Annotated in this window: 16 protein-coding genes; 14 read left to right on the top strand and 2 right to left on the bottom strand. The window is 73.7% G+C overall.

Annotation, left to right across the window (positions count from 1 at the left end; all coding sequences use genetic code 11):
- Window positions 1–38 precede the first annotated feature (38 nt).
- Window positions 39–809, top strand: a complete 771-nt coding sequence (locus tag CLV52_RS17305) for a biotin--[acetyl-CoA-carboxylase] ligase (RefSeq protein WP_133767647.1) — start codon at window positions 39–41, stop codon at window positions 807–809.
- A 33-nt stretch (window positions 810–842) separates the two neighbouring features.
- Window positions 843–1,340 (top strand): PH domain-containing protein, encoded by a 498-nt coding sequence (locus tag CLV52_RS17300; protein WP_133767646.1) that lies wholly within the window; start codon window positions 843–845, stop codon window positions 1,338–1,340.
- Between the two features lie 34 nt (window positions 1,341–1,374).
- On the opposite strand, the gene CLV52_RS17295 is transcribed toward CLV52_RS17300, so the two are convergent.
- Window positions 1,375–1,848: a GtrA family protein gene (locus CLV52_RS17295; RefSeq protein ID WP_246018200.1), complete on the bottom strand. Its 474-nt coding sequence runs from the start codon at window positions 1,846–1,848 to the stop codon at window positions 1,375–1,377.
- Between the two features lie 151 nt (window positions 1,849–1,999).
- On the opposite strand from CLV52_RS17295, the gene CLV52_RS17290 reads away from it, so the two are divergent.
- From CLV52_RS17290 to CLV52_RS17270, 5 genes are all read left to right on the top strand, one after another.
- Window positions 2,000–3,109, top strand: coding sequence for a 5-(carboxyamino)imidazole ribonucleotide synthase (locus CLV52_RS17290; protein WP_170224944.1), 1,110 nt, complete (start codon window positions 2,000–2,002; stop codon window positions 3,107–3,109).
- A gap of 154 nt (window positions 3,110–3,263) precedes the next feature.
- Window positions 3,264–3,731 (top strand): 5-(carboxyamino)imidazole ribonucleotide mutase, encoded by a 468-nt coding sequence (gene purE / locus CLV52_RS17285; protein ID WP_133767755.1) that lies wholly within the window; start codon window positions 3,264–3,266, stop codon window positions 3,729–3,731.
- On the top strand, window positions 3,728–5,068 hold the full coding sequence (locus tag CLV52_RS17280; protein WP_133767645.1) for an LCP family protein: 1,341 nt from the start codon (window positions 3,728–3,730) through the stop codon (window positions 5,066–5,068). Before purE ends, CLV52_RS17280 begins: the two co-directional genes overlap by 4 nt.
- A 75-nt stretch (window positions 5,069–5,143) precedes the next feature.
- Window positions 5,144–6,520: an LCP family protein gene (locus tag CLV52_RS17275; RefSeq protein ID WP_133767644.1), complete on the top strand. Its 1,377-nt coding sequence runs from the start codon at window positions 5,144–5,146 to the stop codon at window positions 6,518–6,520.
- 52 nt (window positions 6,521–6,572) lie between these two features.
- Window positions 6,573–7,718 carry a hypothetical protein gene (locus tag CLV52_RS17270; protein ID WP_133767643.1) on the top strand — a complete coding sequence of 382 codons (1,146 nt, stop codon included), beginning with the start codon at window positions 6,573–6,575 and terminating at the stop codon, window positions 7,716–7,718.
- 57 nt (window positions 7,719–7,775) lie between these two features.
- Here the strand turns inward: CLV52_RS17270 and CLV52_RS17265 are convergent, their stop codons facing one another.
- On the bottom strand, window positions 7,776–9,869 hold the full coding sequence (locus CLV52_RS17265) for a DUF6541 family protein (RefSeq protein ID WP_133767642.1): 2,094 nt from the start codon (window positions 9,867–9,869) through the stop codon (window positions 7,776–7,778).
- 213 nt (window positions 9,870–10,082) lie between these two features.
- On the opposite strand from CLV52_RS17265, the gene CLV52_RS17260 reads away from it, so the two are divergent.
- The 7 genes from CLV52_RS17260 (at window position 10,083) to CLV52_RS17225 (ending at window position 19,409) form a co-directional block, all read left to right on the top strand.
- A complete protein-coding gene (locus CLV52_RS17260) occupies window positions 10,083–10,640 on the top strand; it encodes a hypothetical protein (protein WP_133767641.1) in 558 nt (185 codons plus the stop codon).
- Entirely contained in the window at window positions 10,637–12,625 is a 1,989-nt protein-coding gene (locus tag CLV52_RS17255; protein ID WP_133767640.1) for an LGFP repeat-containing protein, read from the top strand. The genes CLV52_RS17260 and CLV52_RS17255 overlap by 4 nt, the downstream gene beginning before the upstream one ends.
- Window positions 12,626–12,756: 131 nt before the next feature.
- Complete coding sequence (locus CLV52_RS17250) at window positions 12,757–13,728, top strand: glycosyltransferase (RefSeq protein ID WP_133767639.1); 972 nt, start codon at window positions 12,757–12,759, stop codon at window positions 13,726–13,728.
- Window positions 13,725–14,567 carry a glycosyltransferase gene (locus tag CLV52_RS17245; RefSeq protein ID WP_133767638.1) on the top strand — a complete coding sequence of 281 codons (843 nt, stop codon included), beginning with the start codon at window positions 13,725–13,727 and terminating at the stop codon, window positions 14,565–14,567. Before CLV52_RS17250 ends, CLV52_RS17245 begins: the two co-directional genes overlap by 4 nt.
- Before the next feature lie 158 nt (window positions 14,568–14,725).
- Window positions 14,726–15,883 (top strand): UDP-galactopyranose mutase, encoded by a 1,158-nt coding sequence (gene glf, locus CLV52_RS17240; RefSeq protein ID WP_133767637.1) that lies wholly within the window; start codon window positions 14,726–14,728, stop codon window positions 15,881–15,883.
- The gene (locus CLV52_RS18570; RefSeq protein WP_162850928.1) at window positions 15,880–17,691 is read left to right on the top strand and encodes a CDP-glycerol glycerophosphotransferase family protein; all 1,812 of its coding nucleotides are present in this window, start codon (window positions 15,880–15,882) and stop codon (window positions 17,689–17,691) included. Before glf ends, CLV52_RS18570 begins: the two co-directional genes overlap by 4 nt.
- On the top strand, window positions 17,688–19,409 hold the full coding sequence (locus CLV52_RS17225; protein WP_133767636.1) for a hypothetical protein: 1,722 nt from the start codon (window positions 17,688–17,690) through the stop codon (window positions 19,407–19,409). Before CLV52_RS18570 ends, CLV52_RS17225 begins: the two co-directional genes overlap by 4 nt.
- The last annotated feature ends 114 nt before the right edge of the window (window positions 19,410–19,523 follow it).

Below are 19,523 nucleotides of genomic sequence, written 5' to 3'. Positions count from 1 at the left end.
AACGCCGGGGTCCGATCGCCCCTTTGTAGCCTTCCGACATGGAACTGCCGCGATCCTCGGCGCTCGTCGCCCGTCTGGAGGTGGTGCCGGAGGCCGGTTCCACGAACACCGACCTGGTGCGGGCCGCCGTCGCGGCCCCGGAGGCGTGGCCGTCGCCGTCGGTCCTCGCGACCGACCACCAGACCGCCGGCCGCGGGCGGCTCGGCCGCTCCTGGTCCGCGCCGGCGGGCGCCTCCCTCGCGGTCTCCGTGCTCCTGCGGCCCCGCGTCCCGGTGGAGCGCCTCGCCTGGCTCTCGCTCGCGGCGGGCGCGGCGATGGCGCAGGCGCTGGCCGGCCTCGGGGTCGCGGCCCGCGCGAAGTGGCCGAACGACGTGCTGATCGACGGGCGGAAGGTCTGCGGCGTGCTCGCGGAGGCGCTCCCGTCCGGCGCCGGCGTCGTGATCGGCGCCGGGCTGAACCACGCGCTGTCGCGGGACGACCTGCCCGTGCCGACGGCCACGTCCCTGGTCCTCGAGGGCGGCCCCACCGACGCCGACCTGCTCGTCGCCGCCTACCTCGAGCGGCTGCTCGCCCTGACGGGCGCGTTCGAGGCCGCCGGCGGCGACCCGGAGGCGAGCGGGCTGCGCGCCGCGGTGCTCGCGATCAGCGACACCGTCGGCCGCCGCGTGCGGGTGTCGACGGGCGGCGACCCCGTGGTCGGCGAGGCCGTGGACGTCGACCTCGACGGCCGGATCGTGGTCGATCGCGGCCCGGTCCTCGGCTTCACGGCGTGCGCCAGCGGGGATGTCGAGCACCTGCGCTATGAATAGGGCGTGTCAGTGGGGGTCGGAGGTGCTACGCGCGTGCGCACGGAGCGTCGGCCCACGTCGACCCCGCCGCCCAGGGAGGCGCCGGAGCTGGTGATCGTGCGCCTGCGGCGCAGCGGTCGGCACCTCGTCTGGCCCGCGATCTTCTTCATCGCGCTCTGCGGCGGTACGGGCTACCTGTGGGGTCGGCTGGACCCGCCCTGGCTGAACACGGCGATGCCGATCGTCGCCGCCGGGCTCATGGTGGTCCTGTCGCTGCTGCCGCTGATCTTCTGGCTGAACCGCGTGACGGTCATCACCAGCCGCAGGCTGATCGTGACGCGGGGGTTCCTCGTCCGCGAGCGCACCGAGTTCGTCCTCGCGCGAGCCTCCGACGCCGTGCTGCGGAGGAAGCCGCTGCAGCTGCTGACCGGCAGCGGCGACGTGATCGTGCACGCCGGATCGGAGGGCACGATGCTCCTCCGCGACGTGCCCCGCGCGAAGCTCGTGCACCGCGCGATCGCCGACCTCATCGAGCGCGGCCCCGGCGCCTGACCCCCCCCGTCCGATGGACGGTGCGGCGCCGCGGTCACTCGACCGCAGCGGGCTCCTCAGCGGAGACCACGGCGCGGTGCTTGCGGCCCGGGTGGTAGACCCACGAGCGGTACAGCACGAAGCGGATCGCGGACCCGAGGACCAGGCCGACGACGTTCTTCGAGATGTTGTCCTCGAGCACGGTGACGAGGCCGAGCACGTAGTGCGAGAACGCGAGGCACCCGAGCGCGACGAGCGTGCCGAGCAGGCTGACGCCGAAGAACTCGACCGCCTCCATCAGGCCGCGGCGGCTGCGGTGCGGACCGAACGTCCAGTACCGGTTCCCGAGCCAGTTCGCGGCGATCGCGAGAGCGGCCGAGATGATGCCGGCCTTCAGCGGGCTGTGCTCGAACGCGGGCGTCAGACGCAGCAGCGTGAACGAGACCGTGTCGACCACGAAGCCGACGCCGCCGACGAGGGCGAACTTCCAGAGCTGCCGGACGACGGGACGATCGAGGACGGCTCGCACGATCCGCTCCTCCTCTCTCGGGCCCGGAGGCGAATCGCTGTGGATCCGGACGTCGCCGCACAATAGGACACGACTCCCGCGTCCGCGGTCGCCGCCCGCCGGACGATCGGCAAGAGGACCTGGAAGCAGTCTGAACGAAGGAGTGGCACACGTGCGCGTCGGAGTGATCGGCGGGGGACAGCTCGCCCGGATGATGGTGCCCGCAGCGATCGAGCTCGGGGTCGACATCGCGGTGCTGGGGGAGACGGAGGAGTCCGCGGCGCGCATCGCGGTCACGACCATCGGCGACTCCACGGACCTCGACACCGTGCTCGCGTTCGCCCGGGAGGTCGACGTCGTCACGTTCGACCACGAGCACGTGCCGCAGGAGGTCCTCCGGGCCCTCGTCGACGCCGGCGTCGCCGTGCGTCCCGGCCCGGACGCGCTGCAGCACGCGCAGGACAAGCTCGTGCTCCGCGAGCGGCTGCAGGCCCTCGGCGTCCCGCAGCCGGCGTGGGCCCGGGTCGCGGACGCCGACGAGCTCGCCGCGTTCCTCGACCGGGTCGGCGGCCGCGCCGTCGTGAAGACCCCGCGCGGCGGGTACGACGGGCACGGCGTCCGCGTCGTCGCGGCCGCGCACGACGCCGACGACTGGCTGGCCGACGGGCCGCTGCTCGCCGAGGAGCTCATCGACTTCCGGCGGGAGCTCGCGCAGCTGGTCGCGCGTCGCCCGTCGGGCGAGATCGCCGTGTGGCCGCTCGTCGAGACCGTGCAGGGCGACGGCGTGTGCCGGGAGGTCTTCGCACCCGCGCCGCGCACGACCGCCGTCGTGGAGCGGGTCGCGCGCGAGATCGCCCACGGCCTCGCGGCCTCCCTCGACGTCACCGGCGTGCTCGCGGTCGAGCTCTTCGAGACCGTCGACGGGCGGGTGCTCGTGAACGAGCTCGCCATGCGCCCGCACAACTCCGGGCACTGGACCATCGACGGGGCGATGACCAGCCAGTTCGAGCAGCACCTCCGCGCCGTGCTCGACCTGCCGCTCGGCAGCCCGGCGGCCCGCGCGCCGTTCAGCGCGATGGTGAACGTGCTCGGCGGACCCGCGGACGGCGACCTCGACGCCCGCGTCCCGCTGCTGATGGCGGACCAGCCGACCGCGAAGCTGCACCTCTACGGGAAGACGACGCGACCGGGCCGCAAGATCGGCCACGTGACGGCGACATCGGACGACCTCGACGACGCCGTGTTCGTGGCGCGCGCCGCCGCGGCCTTCTTCGCCGACTGACGGCGGGAGTTCCGCGGAGCGGAAGCACTCGGCGGTCCTCCGGCGGTTCGTGCACGACCCGCCGCGAGCCCTGCCGCGGCCCGGGCCGGAGGTCCGACGGCGCCCATACGATCGTCGCGTGGGGAACTCGGAGACGCCGGTCGTGGGCATCGCGATGGGCAGCGACTCCGACTGGCCGACGATGCGCGCGGCGGCCGAGATGCTCGACCGCTTCGGGGTGCCGTACGAGGCGCGGGTGCTCTCCGCCCACCGCACGCCGAGGGCGATGCTCGACTGGGGTCAGGCCGCCGCAGGCCGCGGTATCCGGGTCGTGATCGCCGGCGCCGGCGGCGCCGCGCACCTCCCCGGCATGCTCGCCGCGGCCACGACGCTCCCGGTCATCGGCGTGCCGGTGGTCCTGAAGACGCTCGACGGGCTCGACTCGCTCCTCTCTATCGTGCAGATGCCCACCGGCGTCCCCGTCGCGACCGTCGCGATCGGGAACGCGGCGAACGCGGGCCTCCTCGCCGTGCGCATCCTCGGCGCGAGCGACCCGCGTCTGGCGGCCGCGCTCGCCGACTACGCGCAGGACCTCGAGCGGCAGGTCGCCGCGAAGGACGCCGCGCTCGGGGCGGCCGGGTGAGCAGCACCGGTCGCCATGCGGACCGGGCGCTGCTGCCCGCCGACGGACCGCTCCGTCACACGCGCCACCGGTCGTCCTCCGAGATGACCCGCAGGGCCGGCCGGTTGATCGGCATGCACCTGCTCGTGCCGGGCTCGGCGCAGATGGTCGCCGGCAACCGGGCCGGCGGACGCGTCGTCGTCGGCGTCTGGATCGCGCTGTGGGCGATCGTGCTGGCGGCGCTGCTGACCTGGCTCGTGCAGCGGGAGGTGCTCGTCGCGATCGCGACCTCCGCGCTCGGGCTCACGGTGATCCAGGTCGGCCTCCTCCTCGTCGCGGTCGGCTGGCTCGCCGTCACGATCGACGTGCTGCGGCTCACGCGCCTCCTCCGGTTGACGGCCTGGTCGCGGCCCCTCGTCGCGAGCGGCCTGGTCGTCGCCGCCGTGCTCGGCGCCGGGGCCGCCGCCTGGGGCGCCTACTCGGCCGGCGTCGCCCGCGGTGCGCTCGTCTCCGTCTTCCAGACCGCGACGCCGGCGCAGGCGGCCGCCGCCGAGACCGCGACGGAGTACGACGTCCTGCTGCTCGGCATGGACCGGCCCCGCGGCGGCGGCGCGCTCGAGCCGAAGAGCGTCTCGGTCGTACGCATCGACGCGAGGAGCGGCGCGGCCACGATCATCGGCGTGCCGACGACCCTGCGCGGCGTCCCCTTCCCCGCCACCTCGCCGATGCACCGGCTCTACCCGGGCGGGTACGAGGAGTGCATCGCCGCGCCGTGCACGCTCGCGGACGTCTACACGGAGGCGCGCGTCGTCGGCGGCGCCCTGTACCCGGACGCGAAGGCCCACGGCACGACGGCGGCGGTCGAGGCGATGCGGGACGCCGTCAGCGGCGCGACCGGCCTCGACGTCGTGTACACGGTGCAGGTCGACACGACCTCGCTCGGCGCCCTCATCGACGCCCTCGGCGGCGTGCGCGTCGACGTCCCCGCCTCCGGTGCGTCCGTCGCGTTCCCCGCGGGACCGACGAGGCTGAACGGCGCGCGAGCGGTCGCGTACCTGCGGGAGGCGGTCGGCGGGAACGGCGCGGACCAGGTCGAACGAGTGCTGCGCGTCGAGCGGGCACTGCTCACCCAGGCGAACCCCGCGAACGCCCTGCTCCAGTTCCGCACGGTCGCCGCCGCGTCCTCCGGCGCGCTCCGCACCGACATCCCGCAGGACACCGTGACGGACCTCGCCGTCCTCGGCCTCAGGACGCAGACGCAGGCGGTGCGGGAGATCCGGCTGACGCCGCCGACGGTGAATCCGTCGAAGCCCGACTACGCCGCGATCCGGCGCCTCGTGCGGGCCGCAGGTTCCTGATCCGTCGCTGAAGGAAGATCGGCGCTCGGCCGCCGAATCCCCTCCGGAGCGGCGGAGGGCATCTACCCTGCCGGGATGCGGAGCGCGGAGGGGCTGACCCGGCCGGTGCCGGACGGCGCGGTCCTGCGCGACCCGGCGGCGGGGGACGCCCGCCTCATGACGCGGCGGGCGGGCTGGCTGACCGCGCTGCACCTGCTGATCCCCGGCAGCGCGCAGACGCTCGCCGGCAGCAGGCGGATCGGCCGCGTCGCGCTCGGGCTCTGGCTGCTCGGCTGGGCGGTGCTGCTCGTCGCCGTCGTGCTGTGGTTCCTCCTCCCGCAGGTGCTGCTGTCGATCCCGACGAACGCCGTCGGGCTGACGCTCCTCCAGCTGGCGGTCGTCGCGTGGGGGATCGGCTGGGCGCTGCTCACCCTCGACACCGTCCGCCTGCTGCGGCTGCACCGCGTCGCCCCGGTCGGGCGGGCGGTGCTCGGCGGGCTGCTCGCCGTCGCCCTCGTGATCGGCGTCGGCGGCGCGGGCTGGGGCGCGTGGGCCGCGGGCGTCGCGCGCTCGACGATCGGCTCCACCTTCGCGAGCACCCGCATGGCGGCGCCGGCCGACGGGCGCTACAACATCCTCCTGCTCGGCGGGGATGCGGGCCCCGGGCGCTCCGGGCTGCGGCCGGACAGCATCTCCGTGGTCAGCCTGAACGCGCTCACCGGGGACATGGTCAGCTTCGGCCTCCCCCGCGACACGAACCACATCCCGTTCTCCGACGGTTCGCCCATGCGGCGCCTCTACCCGGACGGCTACGGCACCGGCGGCCGCTGCAACGTCGACGTCTGCCAGCTGAACTCCATCTACACGGAGGCGCAGCTGAAGGAGCAGAAGCTCTACCCAGATGCGGTGAAGGACCACTCGAGCGCGGGGATCGAGGCGACGCGGGAGGCCGTCGAGGGCGCCCTCGGCATCCCGATCCAGTACTACGTGCTCGTCGACATGACGTCCTTCGAGCCGCTCATCGACGCCATGGGCGGCGTGACGGTGACCGTGAAGGAGCGGCTGCCGGTCGGCGGGCACATCGTGAACGGGAAGCTGACCGGCGTGAAGGTCTGGATCGAGAAGGGCACGCGGCACCTCGACGGCAACAAGGCGCTCTGGTTCGCCCGGTCCCGCTACGGCAGCAGGCTCGGCGACTACGACCGGATGGCGCGGCAGCGGCAGCTGGAGGAGGCGATGCTGCACCAGATGAACCCGCTCACCCTCCTGACCCGGTTCGACAAGATCGCGAAGTCGGGCTCGAACGCCGTGCAGACCGACCTGCCGCAGGGGCTGCTCGGGGTGATCGCCGGCGCCGCCGTGCAGTCGCGCTCGCAGAAGACGAAGGACGTCGAGTTCGTCAAGCCGCACTACGACCCGGCGGAGCCCGACTGGTCGCGCATCCACCGGGTCGTCCAGGAGACGCTGCACTGAACCGGCGGCGCGCGATGCCACCCGTGCGGGGCCGTCCGGTTACCGTGGGCGGGTGACCACGGTGACGCGACGGCGGGCGGCCGACGTCTTCGTCACCGCCGAGCGCCGCACGACCCCGATCGACGTGCTCTTCGTCGTCTCGGTCTCGCTGCTGCTCGCGATTCACCTCGTGATCTTCGTCGCCGTCGCGGTGCTCGCCCCCGTGACCGCGGCGGAGGCGCGCGGCCTCGAGCTCGTGCGTCTCCCCGTGGAGGTGGCGCGCGCGCTCGTCCTCCCGTTCCACGCGCTGCTGCTCGGGTCGCTGTTCGTGCTCGGGCGGCGGGCGGCGGGCCGCTGGGCCGGCTTCGGCGCGATGCTCGGCGTCCTCGCGCTCGACCTCCGCTCCGACGTCGTCGAGCCCGTGTACGGGCCGCCGACCGCCGAGGGCGGCTGGATCGCCGCGTCGCTGCTCGCCGCGGGCTTCGCGCTCGTGGCGCTCCCGCGGCGCCGCGTCCTCGCGGGCGTCCTCGTCGGCGCGGCCAGCGGGTTCTTCGCCGTCGCCGCGCTCGCGCTCCCCGCGTTCCTGATCGGCATCGCCCTCACGTCGCCGACGCCGGGGGACCGGCTCGCGCGCGGGAAGGCGGCCGCGACGTTCGCCGCCGCCTGGGCGGTGCCGGCGGTGGGGATGCAGATCATCTGGCTCGCGATGCTCGGGCCCGACGGGTGGGCCGCGCGGGCGGCCGAGTTCACCGCCGAGTTCCGGCCCCACGCGATGCTGACCTGGCTCGCCCAGACGCAGCTGCTGTTCGCGTCCTGGCACTTCCCCGGGCTCGTGACGTTCAGCCTCGCGATGTTCCTCTTCGCCGCGGCCATCACGGGCGTCGTGCGCTACTTCGCCATCCCGCAGCACGGCGAGCACGGCCCCGCGGTGCTCCGCGTGCTGCAGCGCCTCCCGCCCGGCCTCTGGGCCGCGGGGCTGACGATGATCTTCTGCTCGATCTGGTGGGGATGCTCGGGCTCGACGCTGTTCGTCCTCCCGAACCTGCCGATCCTCGCGGCCTGCGTGCCGCTGATCACCGCGCTGGCGTACCGGGGCGCGAAGTGGCTCCTCACCGTGAACCGGTTCTGGGCGCTCGTCGCGGTCGTCTACCTGACCGGCCTCATCCTCGCGAGGACGACGCAGCTGCTCATCACGCTGGTCCAGGCCTTCCACTACTGACCCGCCTCGCCGGACGAGCGCCCCGCGCGTGTCGGACCCACGTCGAGCTCGGATGCGCTACCAGCAGGCGGTGAGACGCCAGAGCTTCGTCGAGCCCGAGGAGGCCACGAGCACCGCGCCGCCCGGCTTCGTCACGACCCGGTCGATCGACGAGAAGTGGCTCGCCGCCTTCCGGTCGCCGGCGAGCCGACCCGGATCGGTGATCACCCAGCGCACCCGCTCCGCCCGCACGGCGGGGCAGACCCGATCGTCGGTCGCGAAGTCGTCGAGGTGCCGCTGGATCACCCGGCCGTCGTAGTTCCAGTAGCCGCCGAGGTGCGGGAACAGCACGCGCCGGCCGCCGAGGGCCCACGCGAGCGCGGAGCCGTTCCACGGGTTCCCGACGATCACCTGGCCTTGCGGGACGAACTCGCCGACGCGTTCGAGCAGCGCCGCCTCGTCCGCGTCGAGCAGCAGGCCCTTCTTCTGGTGGTCGGGCAGCGCGAAGACCTCGCCCATCGCCGAGCTCACGCCGCCGAGGGCCGGCCCGGCCCATGCGGTCACGGCGACGATCGCGGTCACCCCGGCCGTGACGAGCGCCACGGTCCGCGGCCGCGGGTCCTGCCGGCGGGCGGTCCGCCCGCGCAGCGTCGCGGTCAGCTCCGCCGCGCCCGCGGTGATCGTCCACGCCGCGAGCGGCACCCCGATGGTCGGCAGGATCGCGACGATGCGGAACTTGTCCTTGTCCCACAGCCCGGTCGCGATCTTCGCGAGGTCGCTGTCGCTGCCCGCGGCGAACCCGTACAGCAGCACGAGCGCGAGGTACGTGACGACGGCCCAACGGAGGCCGGGGCGGAGCAGCGCCGCGATCAGCCCGACGAAGGCGACGACCGCGAGCAGCACCGACGGGGGCAGGGCCGCCTGCGACGGCGCCACGAGCGACGTCGCGAGCAGCCCCTGCAGCAGCGCCTGGGGGAACGACTCGCGCGCGAGCGCCGGGCCGCCGTTCAGGTGGTCCGAGATCGGCCGGCCGCCGGAGGTGTAGTAGTGCAGCACCCCCACCGTGACGACCGCGACGAGCGCCGCGGCGATGAGCACGACGACGACCCAGGTGATCCGCGCGCGACGGCGGCCGCGCTGGCCGGTCGCCGCGAGGGCGGACATGCGGGCGGCGAACCACGCCACGACCATCGGCGTCGCGAGCACGAGCAGCGCGACCGCGGAGCGGGGGTGGGCGAACGCGGCGGCGCCCCCCCACGCGAGCAGGAGGACGCCCGTCCGCCAGCGGACCGGCGGCGACTCCGGCCGCCAGGGCGCCCGCTCCGGGAAGGGCAGCAGGGCGGCGACGATCGCGACGCCGGCGGGCAGCAGCGTGTACGCGAGCCCGTTCGGGTAGAGCGTGCCGAAGTCGAGCAGCAGGTAGGGGAAGGCGACGAAGGTCGACGCGAGCACCGCGGCCACCGTGGCGACGACGGTGCGCTGGGCGGCGGGCGCGTCGTCGCGGCGCAGCCCGGAGCGGCCGAACACGACGGCGCTGACGAACGCGGCGCCGAGGGAGAAGACCGAACCGGCCGTCGCGATCCACGTCGCGTTGGCGGCCACCGCGATGTCGACGCCCGTGGTCTCCGCGCCGAGCGCGGTGAGGCTGTGCCAGACCGCCGGGTAGAAGGCGAGGTCCTTGCCCGGGTGCGTGAGCCGGTAGAGGTGGAGGCTCGACGCGTCGCCCGTCTCGACGATCGACGCCGCCGCGTTCAGGTGGAAGACCGTGTCGTAGGTCTGCGTGATCCGGTCCGGACTCGGCACGTGGGCGAACGCGACGATCGTGATCGCCGTCGTCGCAACGACCGCGCCGAGCACCACCGGCACCCAGGTGACGGGCCGCCACGTGTCCCACGGCGGCACCGGCGCGCCGACGGCCCGGAGCAGGGCCCGCACGGCGACCGCGAGGACGACGAGCACCGCCGTCACCACCAGCAGCGCCGGCCAGCCGAACGGCGCGTGCAGCGCACCGGCGACGACGCCGGTGATGCCGACGATCGCGTACCCGAGCGGGCCCGCGACGCCGAGCGCGACGACGCCCCGCAGACGGGCCGCCGCGGCGAGGGCCAAGCCGGGCACGAAGACGGCGGCGAGCACCACGGCGACGGGAGGGGCCACCGCGGTCCAGGACATGACCCTCTGAACGCTAACCGAGCCGACCCCCGCACGCGTGTCACCGGGCCCGTACGCCCAGGGCGTGTTGAGCCCGCCGGAGGTGTCGTCGGGGCTGCCGGTGCGTGAGCAGCACCTGACCAGTGCGCGAATCCGCGAGGGGCACCAGGACTGGGGTGCGGACACGCCGCGTTCCGGCCCCCGCATCCGCCGAGCGGTCCGTACCGTCGAAGCATGGGGGAAACACGTCCGATCCGAATCGTGCGCGCGGTCGGCGCGGCGGCGCTCGTCGCCGCTGCAGCCGTCGTGCTGACGTCCTGCTCGACGCTCGGCGGCGGCCCCGCTGCAGCCGTCTCGACCGCGTCGGGCCCCGTGCTCGACCCGTCGATCCCGAGCGCGACGCCGACGGAGGAGGTCGCCAGCGACACCCCCCTCCCGACCCCGACGGCGACGGTCGAGGCCCCGACGAGCGGTCCGACCTCGAGTGCAGTGCCGCACACCGCCGTCGTGCCGTTCGTCACCAGCGCGAGCTGGGACGCGAAGGCGCAGGCGCTCGACGTCTCCGCGATCGTCCCCGGCGTCGTCGAGTCGAACGGCCACTGCACCGTCACCGTGACCTCCGGCGCGACCACCCGCACGAAGGAGGGCGACGGCGTCGCCGCGTCCTCCTACACCGGCTGCGAGGCCGTGGCCTTCACGGGCCTGGCCGCCGGCACGTGGAAGGTCGCCGTCCGCTACGAGTCCGCGAAGTCCGCCGGCACGTCCGCCGTCGGCACGGTGCAGGTCGGATGAGCGCCCGCAGCAGGAGCACCCGGATCCGGCGCATCGCCGCGATCGCCGCGGGCATCGGCCTCGTCGTCGCGGGCGTCGGGATCACCGCGGTGAACGAGCAATCCGCGAAGGCCGCCGCCGCGGCGGCCGTCCTCGACGGCTTCGACCCGGCGAACATCATCGACGACGCCGTCATGTTCAACGGGTCGACGATGACCGCCTCCGAGATCCAGACCTTCCTGAACGGCAAGCAGCCGACCTGCGCGTCCGGCGCCACCTGCCTGAGGACCGTCAAGGTCGACATGCCGGCGATGACGGCGAACCCCATGTGCAAGGCGATCGCGGCGAAGAAGAGCCAGACCGCGGCGCAGGTCATCGCCGCCGTCGGCAGGGCCTGCAACGTGAACCCGCAGGTCATCCTCGTGATGCTGCAGAAGGAGCAGACCCTGGTCACGGGTCGCACCCCGTACTCGGGCGAGACCGTCTCCCTGATCTACCGCAAGGCGACCGGCCTCGGCTGCCCCGACACCGCCGCGTGCGATCCGGCGAAGTACGGCCTGTTCAACCAGCTGTACGGCGTCGCCTACTGGCTCGTCCGCTACACGACCCCGCCCGGCACGACGGGCTCCGGCTGGACGAACTACAACTGGTTCCCCGTCGGCCGCACGAACGGCGTGCTCTACCACCCCAACGCGGCGTGCGGCGCGAAGGCCATCACGATCAAGAACAAGGCGACGGCGAGCCTGTACTACTACACGCCGTACCAGCCGAACGCGGCGTCGCTCGCGGCCGGCTGGGGCCTCGGCAACGGCTGCTCGTCCTACGGCAACCGCAACTTCTTCCTCTACTTCACGACGTGGTTCGGCTCCACGCACACCGTCGTGACGGGCGCGATCAACACCTACTGGACAGCGCACAAGAGCACCTACGGCAACCCGACCGGCAACGCCGTGACCATCACGGCGAACGGCGGCGGCACCTCCCAGACCTTCCAGAAGGGCACGATCTACACCTCGCCCGCCGGTTCGGTCGGCGTCGCGGGCTCCGTGCTCACGAAGTACAACGCGCTCGGCGGTCCGGGCGGCAACCTCGGCTGGCCCCGGCGGGCCGCGGTGAACCGCACCGGCACGAACGGCGGCACGGCGCAGGCGTTCCAGAAGGGCACCGTCTACGTCTCGACCGCGGGCACCGCGGCCGTCCTCGCTCCGATCTACTCGACCTTCGGCGCCAACGGCTACGAGCTCGGCTCGCTCGGCTGGCCCGCCGGCGACGCGGTGACGAGCTCCGCGCACGGCGGCGCGACCTGGCAGGCGTTCCAGGGCGGCCGCGTCGTGGTCGCCTCCGGCAAGGCGACGACGGTCACCGGCAAGGTGCTCGCGATCTGGAAGGCCCGCAGCTACGAGGCCGGCTCCCTCGGCTGGCCGACCGGGAACGCGACGACCCTCACGGTCGCCGGGAAGAAGGGCGTGCTCCAGTCGTTCCAGACGGGCGTCGTCACGGTCACGAATACCGCGTACACCGTCACCGGCTCCGTCGGGAAGAACTACCTGTCCGCGGGTGGCCCGACCGGGTACCTCCGCTGGCCGATCTCCGCGAACGCGCAGCAGAGCGCGGGCGGCGGGGGCTGGATCCAGCAGTTCTCGAACGGGATCGTCTCGAGCAACGCGAAGGCCGGCGTGCACGGCATCTCGAACAGCCCGACGCTCACCCGCTACCTCGGACTGAAGGGCCCGGCCGGCGTGCTCGGCTGGCTGAAGTCGAACACGAAGGTGTCCGGCGGTAAGGTCGCGGCCTTCACCGGCGGCAACATCTACGCGTCGAGCAAGGGCGCGTTCTCGATGACCGGCCCGATCCTGACGAAGTACCTGCAGAAGAAGGGTCAGGCGGGCGTGCTCGGCTGGCCGACGTCGCAGCCGGTCGTCAAGAACGGCACGACGACGCAGACCTTCCAGCACGGGAGGATCACCTGGACCAAGTCCGGCGGAGCGAAGGCGAGCAGGACGTGACCATCGAGGCGCCCCGTCAGGACTCGCCCCGCGTCCTCCCGTCGCGCCCCGGGGAACCAGGGCATGGTTACACTCGTGCAGCCGTGCGCCACGGCGACGCCGACCTGCGAACCGAGGGCCAGGTGACCCCCATGGAGCCGAATGCCCGACCGGGCGTCCCCTCCGTCGTCGCCGTCGTCGTCGCGTACAACCGGCAGGAGCTGCTGCTGGAGGCGCTCGCCGCCCTCCGCGCCCAGACCGCGCCGCTGACCGCCGTCGTCGTGGTGGACAACCACTCCGACGACGACTCGGCGCAGGTCGCGAGCGACTTCTGGCCCGAGGTCGAGCTCGTGCGCCTCACCCGGAACACCGGGGGAGCGGGCGGGTTCGCGACCGGCATGGCGGTCGCGATCGCCCGCCACGAGCCGGACTGGATCTGGGTCATGGACGACGACACCGTCCCCACCGAGACCGCGCTCGAGGAGCTGCTCGAGGCCGTCGACCGGCCGGACGTCGTGCTCGCGGGCAGCCGCGTGGTGTGGACGGACGGGTCCGATCACCCCATGAACACCCCGCGCGCGAACCCGTTCGCCCGCAAGGAGGACGTGCGCGCTGCCGCCGAGCGCGGCGTCACGCCCGTCCGGTCGCTGTCGTTCGTCTCGATGCTCGTCTCCGCCCGACGGGTGAAGGAGGCGGGCCTGCCGATCGCCGATTACTTCATCTGGAACGACGACTTCGAGTTCTCGACGCGCATGCTGCGCCGCGGGCAGGGCGTGTTCGTGCCGTCGAGCGTCGTCGTGCACAAGACGAAGGCGCGCGCGAACACGGACGTCGACCCCGGCGCGCGGTTCTTCTTCGAGGTGCGCAACAAGATCTGGCTGATGGTCTTCAGCCACGGGCTCAACCCGTTCGAGAAGGCCGTCTACATGGGCTCGACGCTGCTGCGCTGGGTCCGCACGTTCCGGGCCTCCCGTCAGCGCCGCTTCCTGCTGACGCAGCTGCGCCGCGGGCTCGTCGCCGGCTTCGGCAGCCGCCCGCGCCTGAACGCGGACGTCCTCTGCGACCTCGGCCCCGTCACGGAGGCGGTCGTGAAGGTGGAGGCGCCGGCCCGGCGGGCGGCGTGACCTCCGACTTCTCCCTCCTGCTGCCCGTCTACGCGAAGGACGACCCGGCGCAGCTTCTCCGCGCCTTCCGCTCGGCGGTCGACGAGCAGGTGCTCCGCCCCACCGAGGCGGTGATCGTCCGCGACGGCCCGGTGCCCGAGGCGCTTGCCGCGACGCTCGCGGAGCTCGCGGCGTCGTCGCCCGTCCCGACCCGGGTGCTCGAGCTGCCGGTGAACGCCGGCCTCGCCCCCGCGCTGACCGCCGGGCTGGCGGCCTGCTCCTACGACGTCGTGGCCCGGATGGACGCCGACGACGTGTCCGTGCCGGAGCGGTTCTCGAAGGAGATCGCGCTGCTCGACACGGGCTTCGACCTCGTCGGGTCGGGCCTCGCGGAGTTCGAGGACGACGAGGACGTCGTCATCGGCGTGCGGACGCCGCCCGTCGGCGAGGCGCACATCCAGCGCTACGCGCGATTCCACCAGCCGTTCAACCACCCGACCGTCGTCTACCGCCGCTCGGCGGTGGAGCGCGCGGGCGGCTACGTCGCCGTGGGGCTGATGGAGGACTACTGGCTGTTCGCGCGGATGCTCGCCTCCGGCTCCCGTGCCGAGAACATCCCCGAGCCCCTGCTGAAGTACCGCGTCGGCGCGGGCGCGTACCGGCGGCGCGGCGGCGTCGCGCAGCTCGGCGCCGAGCTCCGGCTGCAGCGGCTCCTGCTGCGCACCGGGTTCACGACCCCGGCGCAGACGGTCCGCAACGTCGTGGTCCGCGGCGGCTACCGGCTCGTCCCGGAGGCCCTCCGCAAGGTCGCGTACCGGACCCTGATCCAGCGCGGCTTCAGACGCGGCGCCTCCGCCTGAGCTCGCGGATCCGCACTTCTCGGGCGACGCGCCGTGCTCGGGCCCCGCGAGGCGGCGGGTCCAACGATCTCTGCGGATCCGCGAAACGAGCGCTCGGCGCGGGGCCGGGAGTAGACCGCCCGGTACGCTTGCCCCCCGATGACGGGGACGGTGCGGGCATGACGGATCTGCTGGTGGTGGGGTCGGGCTTCTTCGGCCTGACGGTCGCGGAGCGGATGGCGGACGAGTACGGGCTGGACGTGACGGTCATCGACCGTCGCGACCACATCGGCGGCAACGCGTACAGCGAGCGGGACCCGGAGACGGGGATCGAGATCCACCGGTACGGCGCGCACCTGTTCCACACCTCGAACGAGCGGGTGTGGGCGTACGTGAACCGCTTCACGGCGTTCACGGACTACGTGCACCGCGTCTACGCGAAGCACCGCGGCGAGGTGTTCCCGCTGCCGATCAACCTCGGCACGATCAACCAGTTCTTCCGCGCCGCGTACGGACCGCAGGCCGCGCGGGAGCTCGTGGCCGAGCAGGCCGCGGAGCTCGGCGGCCTGACGCCGGAGAACCTCGAGCAGAAGGCGATCAGCCTGATCGGCCGCCCGCTATACGAGGCGTTCATCCGCGACTACACCGCGAAGCAGTGGCAGACGGACCCGCGGGAGCTGCCGGCCGACGTGATCAGCCGCCTCCCGGTGCGGTACACGTACGACAACCGGTACTTCAACGACACGCACGAGGGCCTGCCCGTCGACGGGTACACGGCGTGGATCGAGCGGATGGCCGACCACCCGCGGATCACCGTGCACCTCGGGACGGACTTCTTCACCTCCGAGGCGTACGGCAAGGCGAAGACCGTCGGGAACGTGCCGATCGTCTACACCGGCCCGGTCGACGAGTACTTCGGCAACAGCCTCGGTTCGCTGTCCTGGCGGACGCTCGACTTCGAGCGGGAGGTGCTGCCGGTCGGCGACTTCCAGGGCACCTCGGTCATGAACTACTCGGACCTCGACGTGCCCTACACGCGGATCCACGAGTTCAAGCACTTCCACCCCGAGCGGGAGTCGCCGAAGGACGCGACCGTGATCATGCGCGAGTTCTCGCGCTTCGCGGACACGGGCGACGAGCCGTACTACCCGGTGAACCGGCCCGCGGACCGCGACCGGCTGCTGCGTTACCGGGAGTTCATGCAGGACGAGCAGGACGTGTTCTTCGGCGGCCGGCTCGGCACGTACCAGTACCTCGACATGCACATGGCGATCGGGTCCGCGCTCTCGATGGTCGAGAACCGGCTCGCCCCGCGGTTCGCAGGCACCCCCGCGTGAGACGCCCTCGCGGGCTCGCGGCGGTCCGCTTCGGGCAGGACTCGAGCGACGTCGTCGACCTCGGCCTGGTCGGGCTCGCGGTCCTCGCCGCCGTCGTCGCGCTGCTGCTCGGCCAGTGGGGCGTCGCGGTCGTCGGCGCCGCGCCGAGCCTCATCGCCGACGTCGTGCGCGGCGAACGGCCGCCCCGGCTCCGGCGGCTCCTGCGCCGCGTCCTGCTCGACCGCCCCGAGCGGTCCCTCGTCCGCAACGGCGCCGTCGCCGTCGCGGTCGCGGCGACGCCGCCGGAGACGGAGTTCGCGAGCCTCGCGTTCCTCCTCGTCACCGTCATGGTCGCCCACCTCGGGCTGACCGGGTACACGGCCCTCGGCGTCCGCCGGCTGGCGCGCGAGCGGGCGACGATGACATGGCGCCACCTCGACGTCCCTTCGACGGGCTCAGGACACCGCGCCGGGGAGTCGGAGGGGCCGGGACCGCTGCCCGATCCGGTGCAGGACCGGCTGCCGATCGACGGCCTCCGCCTGCTCACCGCGTCGGAGGTGCTCGTGCTCGGCGGGTTCGCCTTCGCCGCCGCGGGCGTGCGCGTGGTGCCGCTCGTGCTCGCGGTCCTCGTGCTCGCGATCATCCTCTGGACGTGCTGGACCGCGTGGCGCGCGTGGGGGCCGCACGCGGGGCACCCCGTCCGCGACAGCGACGACGCGGTCGCCGCGGCCGTCGCCGACCTCGCCCCGGAGGTCGTCTTCTACTTCTCCTCGCCGGCCGACGGCACGTACGCGCTCGGCGTCTGGGCGAGCGTCATCAACGCGCTCGAGCGCCCGGCGCTCGTCGTCCTCCGCGAAGCCGTGCACCTCACCGGCACCGAGTCGATCCTGAAGCCCACGGTCGTCGCGCCGACGGTGACCGACCTCATCGCGATCACGCCGGGCTCCGTCCGCATCGTCCTGTACCCGACGAACGTGGTCCGCAACGACGAGATGATCCGCATCCCCGGGCCGATGCACTGCTTCATCGGCCACGGCGACAGCGACAAGGTCGGCAGCTTCAGCCCGCTGAACCGCATGTACGACGAGATCTGGGTCGCCGGCCGCGCCGCGATCGACCGGTACGCGGCCGTGGACGAGGGCATCGACCTGAACGTGCTCCGCGCGGTCGGGCGCCCGCAGCTCGCCGACATCGCGCGGGCGACGCCGGAGACCGAACCGGGCCACCGCCTGACCGTGCTCTACGCGCCGACGTGGGAGGGCTTCTTCGACGAGGCCGACTACTCCTCCGTCGCCGCGATGGGCGAGCGGATCGTGCGGGGCTGCCTCGACGCCGGCGCCGATGTGCTGTTCAAACCGCACCCGCTGACCGGGCACCGGCTGCCGGAGGCGGGCCGGGCGCGCGAGGCGATCGACGAGCTCGTCCGCCGGGCCGGCGGCGGCAGCGAGATCGTCGCGCCGTCCCCGAACTCGCTGTACGAGGCGTTCAACCGCGCCGACCTCCTGATCAGCGACATCTCGAGCGTCATCACCGACTTCCTCGCCTCCCGCAAGCCGTACGCGGTGAGCAACCGCCGCGACGTGCCGGAGGCGGAGTTCCGGGCGATGTTCCCCTCCTCCTCCGCCGCCGAGCTGCTCGGCAGCGACCTCGCGACCCTGCCCACCGCGCTCGCGGACGCCGCCGGCGCCGACCCGCGGCGGGCGCAGCGCGAGACCCTCGCCGAGTACCTGCTCGGGCCGGAGGGCGACCCGATGGTCGTGTTCCTCGCCGAGATCGACGCGTTCATCGCCCGCGCCGACGCGCGCCTCGCCCGGACGGGCGGCGCGTGATGCGGCGGATGCGGCGCCTCGTCGTCACGGCCGCGCTCGGCCTCGCGTACCTGCTCCTCCTCATCGCCGCGGTCGTGCCGCTGCCGATCCTCTTCTTCATCGCGGCCGTGGGCGCGGTCGCGCTCGAGCAGGTGCTGTCCCGCCGCGCGCCGTACCTGCTGCCGGAGGCCCTGAGCACCGGGCTCGACATCCGGTTCCGTGTCCTGTCGCTCGACGTGCTGACCGCGGTGCTCGCCGCGAACCTCCTGCCCGATCGGGGCGCGGCGGTCGCCCTCGCGATCGTGGCCGTGCTGCTCCTCGCCGCCGGCCGCGACGCGGCCGGCATCTTCGCGCGACGCCTGCAGTGGCGTCGCGCCGGTGGGCCCGTCAGCTGGCGCAACCTCGACGTGCCCGGGCTGCCCGCGCCGCGGCCGACACGGCCCGTGCCGCCGCTCGACCTGCCGTTCTCCCTGCTCGGCCTCCTCATCCCGCTCGGCTACGCGATCGGGTCGGTCACCGACCGGTACACCGCGGCGATCATCGCCCAGTGGGTGTCGATCGCGGTCGTCGTCGTGTTCCTCGCCGCCCGCTTCGTGCAGTACCTCGTGCTGAACCGGCCGGACGAGGCGGTGCGGGAGGCCGTCCGCGCCGCGATCGAGCAGCACGCGCCGGAGGTCGTCCTCCACCACGCCGGCCGAGCCGGCACCGTCGAGCAGGTGCTGCTGTGGGTGCCCGCGCTCCGCGCGCTCGAGCGGCCGTGCCTCGTCGTCGTGCGCGAGGCCTCCCACCTCGACGCGCTGACCGGCTGCGGGGTGCCCGTCGTCTGGTCGCCGCGGAGCCAGGACGTCGAGCTGTTCATGGTCGCCTCCGTCGACCTCGCGCTCTACCCCTCGAACTCCACGAACATCAACAACCACCTGCTGCGCGTGCCCGGCATCTACGACGTGCTCGTCGGCCACGGCGACTCGGACGAGCCGGAGTCGCGGAGCCCCCTCGCCCGCATGTACGACGAGGTCTGGGTCGCCGGCCCCGCGGGCCGCGCCCGCTACGCGTACCCGGTGAGCGGCGTGCCGGACGCGAAGGTGAAGGAGATCGGGCCGATCCGCCCGCCCGCTCCGCCCGAGCGCCCCGCCCCGACCAAGCCGACGGTCGTCTACGCGCCGACGTGGGAGAACGTCGTCGACGCGGTCGACCTCTCGTCGCTCGCGCGGCAGGGCCACCGGATCCTCGAGGCCCTGCTCGCGCGGCAGGACGTCCGCACGATCTTCGTGCCGGCCGCACCGACCGGCGCGCGCGTGCCGGCCGTGCACGTGGCGATGCTCGAGCTGCGCGCGCGGGTCGCCGCCGCGGGCGCGGAGCACGCGACGTGGCCCGCGGCGCGACTGCAGGAGGCGCTCTCCATCGCGTCGTTCGCGGTCGTCGACGTCGCACCGGAGCTCGCCGAGGCGGTGCGGCACGACGTCCCCTTCGCGCTCGCCGCCGTGCCGGGCATGGACGACGCGGCCATGGCCGCCGAGTTCCCGACGACCGCCGCGGGCGCGCTGCTGCGCGACCTCCCGGCGGACGTGTTCGCGGCGCTCGACGACGCGCTGGGGGAGGACGTCCGCGCGGGCGCCCGGCTCGAGCTCGGCCGCCGCCTCGACGCCACCGGGGACTTCGCGGCCCGCTTCCGGTCCGCCGTCGACGAGGCGATCGCGGTCCAGCGCCGCCGACGCGCGTTCGCGAGGCCCTCCGCCTGACCGCGCCCGCCCTCCTCCGCCCCTGAGCGGCAGTCCCGCCCGCCGGCGCGGGCGGGATTGCCGCGGAGGGGCGGACTCGTCGAGGGGCGCCGCGCCGCGGCCCCTGGAACCAAG

Origin of the sequence: Amnibacterium kyonggiense (genome assembly GCF_004364555.1) — a bacterium.
In the GTDB taxonomy this organism is placed as follows: Bacteria; Actinomycetota; Actinomycetes; order Actinomycetales; family Microbacteriaceae; genus Amnibacterium; species Amnibacterium kyonggiense.
Note: the sequence above shows the minus strand (reverse complement) of the source record. Positions and strands in the feature narration are given on the sequence as shown.

Excerpts from the sequence above, each read along its gene's own strand:
- CLV52_RS17305 (WP_133767647.1), top strand. The coding sequence starts at position 39 with ATGGAACTGCCGCGATCCTCGGCGCTCGTCGCCCGTCTGGAGGTGGTG.
- purE (WP_133767755.1), top strand. The coding sequence starts at position 3,264 with ATGGGCAGCGACTCCGACTGGCCGACGATGCGCGCGGCGGCCGAGATG.
- CLV52_RS17275 (WP_133767644.1), top strand. The coding sequence starts at position 5,144 with ATGCGGAGCGCGGAGGGGCTGACCCGGCCGGTGCCGGACGGCGCGGTC.
- CLV52_RS17265 (WP_133767642.1), bottom strand. The coding sequence starts at position 9,869 with ATGTCCTGGACCGCGGTGGCCCCTCCCGTCGCCGTGGTGCTCGCCGCC.
- CLV52_RS17260 (WP_133767641.1), top strand. The coding sequence starts at position 10,083 with ATGGGGGAAACACGTCCGATCCGAATCGTGCGCGCGGTCGGCGCGGCG.
- CLV52_RS17255 (WP_133767640.1), top strand. The coding sequence starts at position 10,637 with ATGAGCGCCCGCAGCAGGAGCACCCGGATCCGGCGCATCGCCGCGATC.
- CLV52_RS17250 (WP_133767639.1), top strand. The coding sequence starts at position 12,757 with ATGGAGCCGAATGCCCGACCGGGCGTCCCCTCCGTCGTCGCCGTCGTC.
- glf (WP_133767637.1), top strand. The coding sequence starts at position 14,726 with ATGACGGATCTGCTGGTGGTGGGGTCGGGCTTCTTCGGCCTGACGGTC.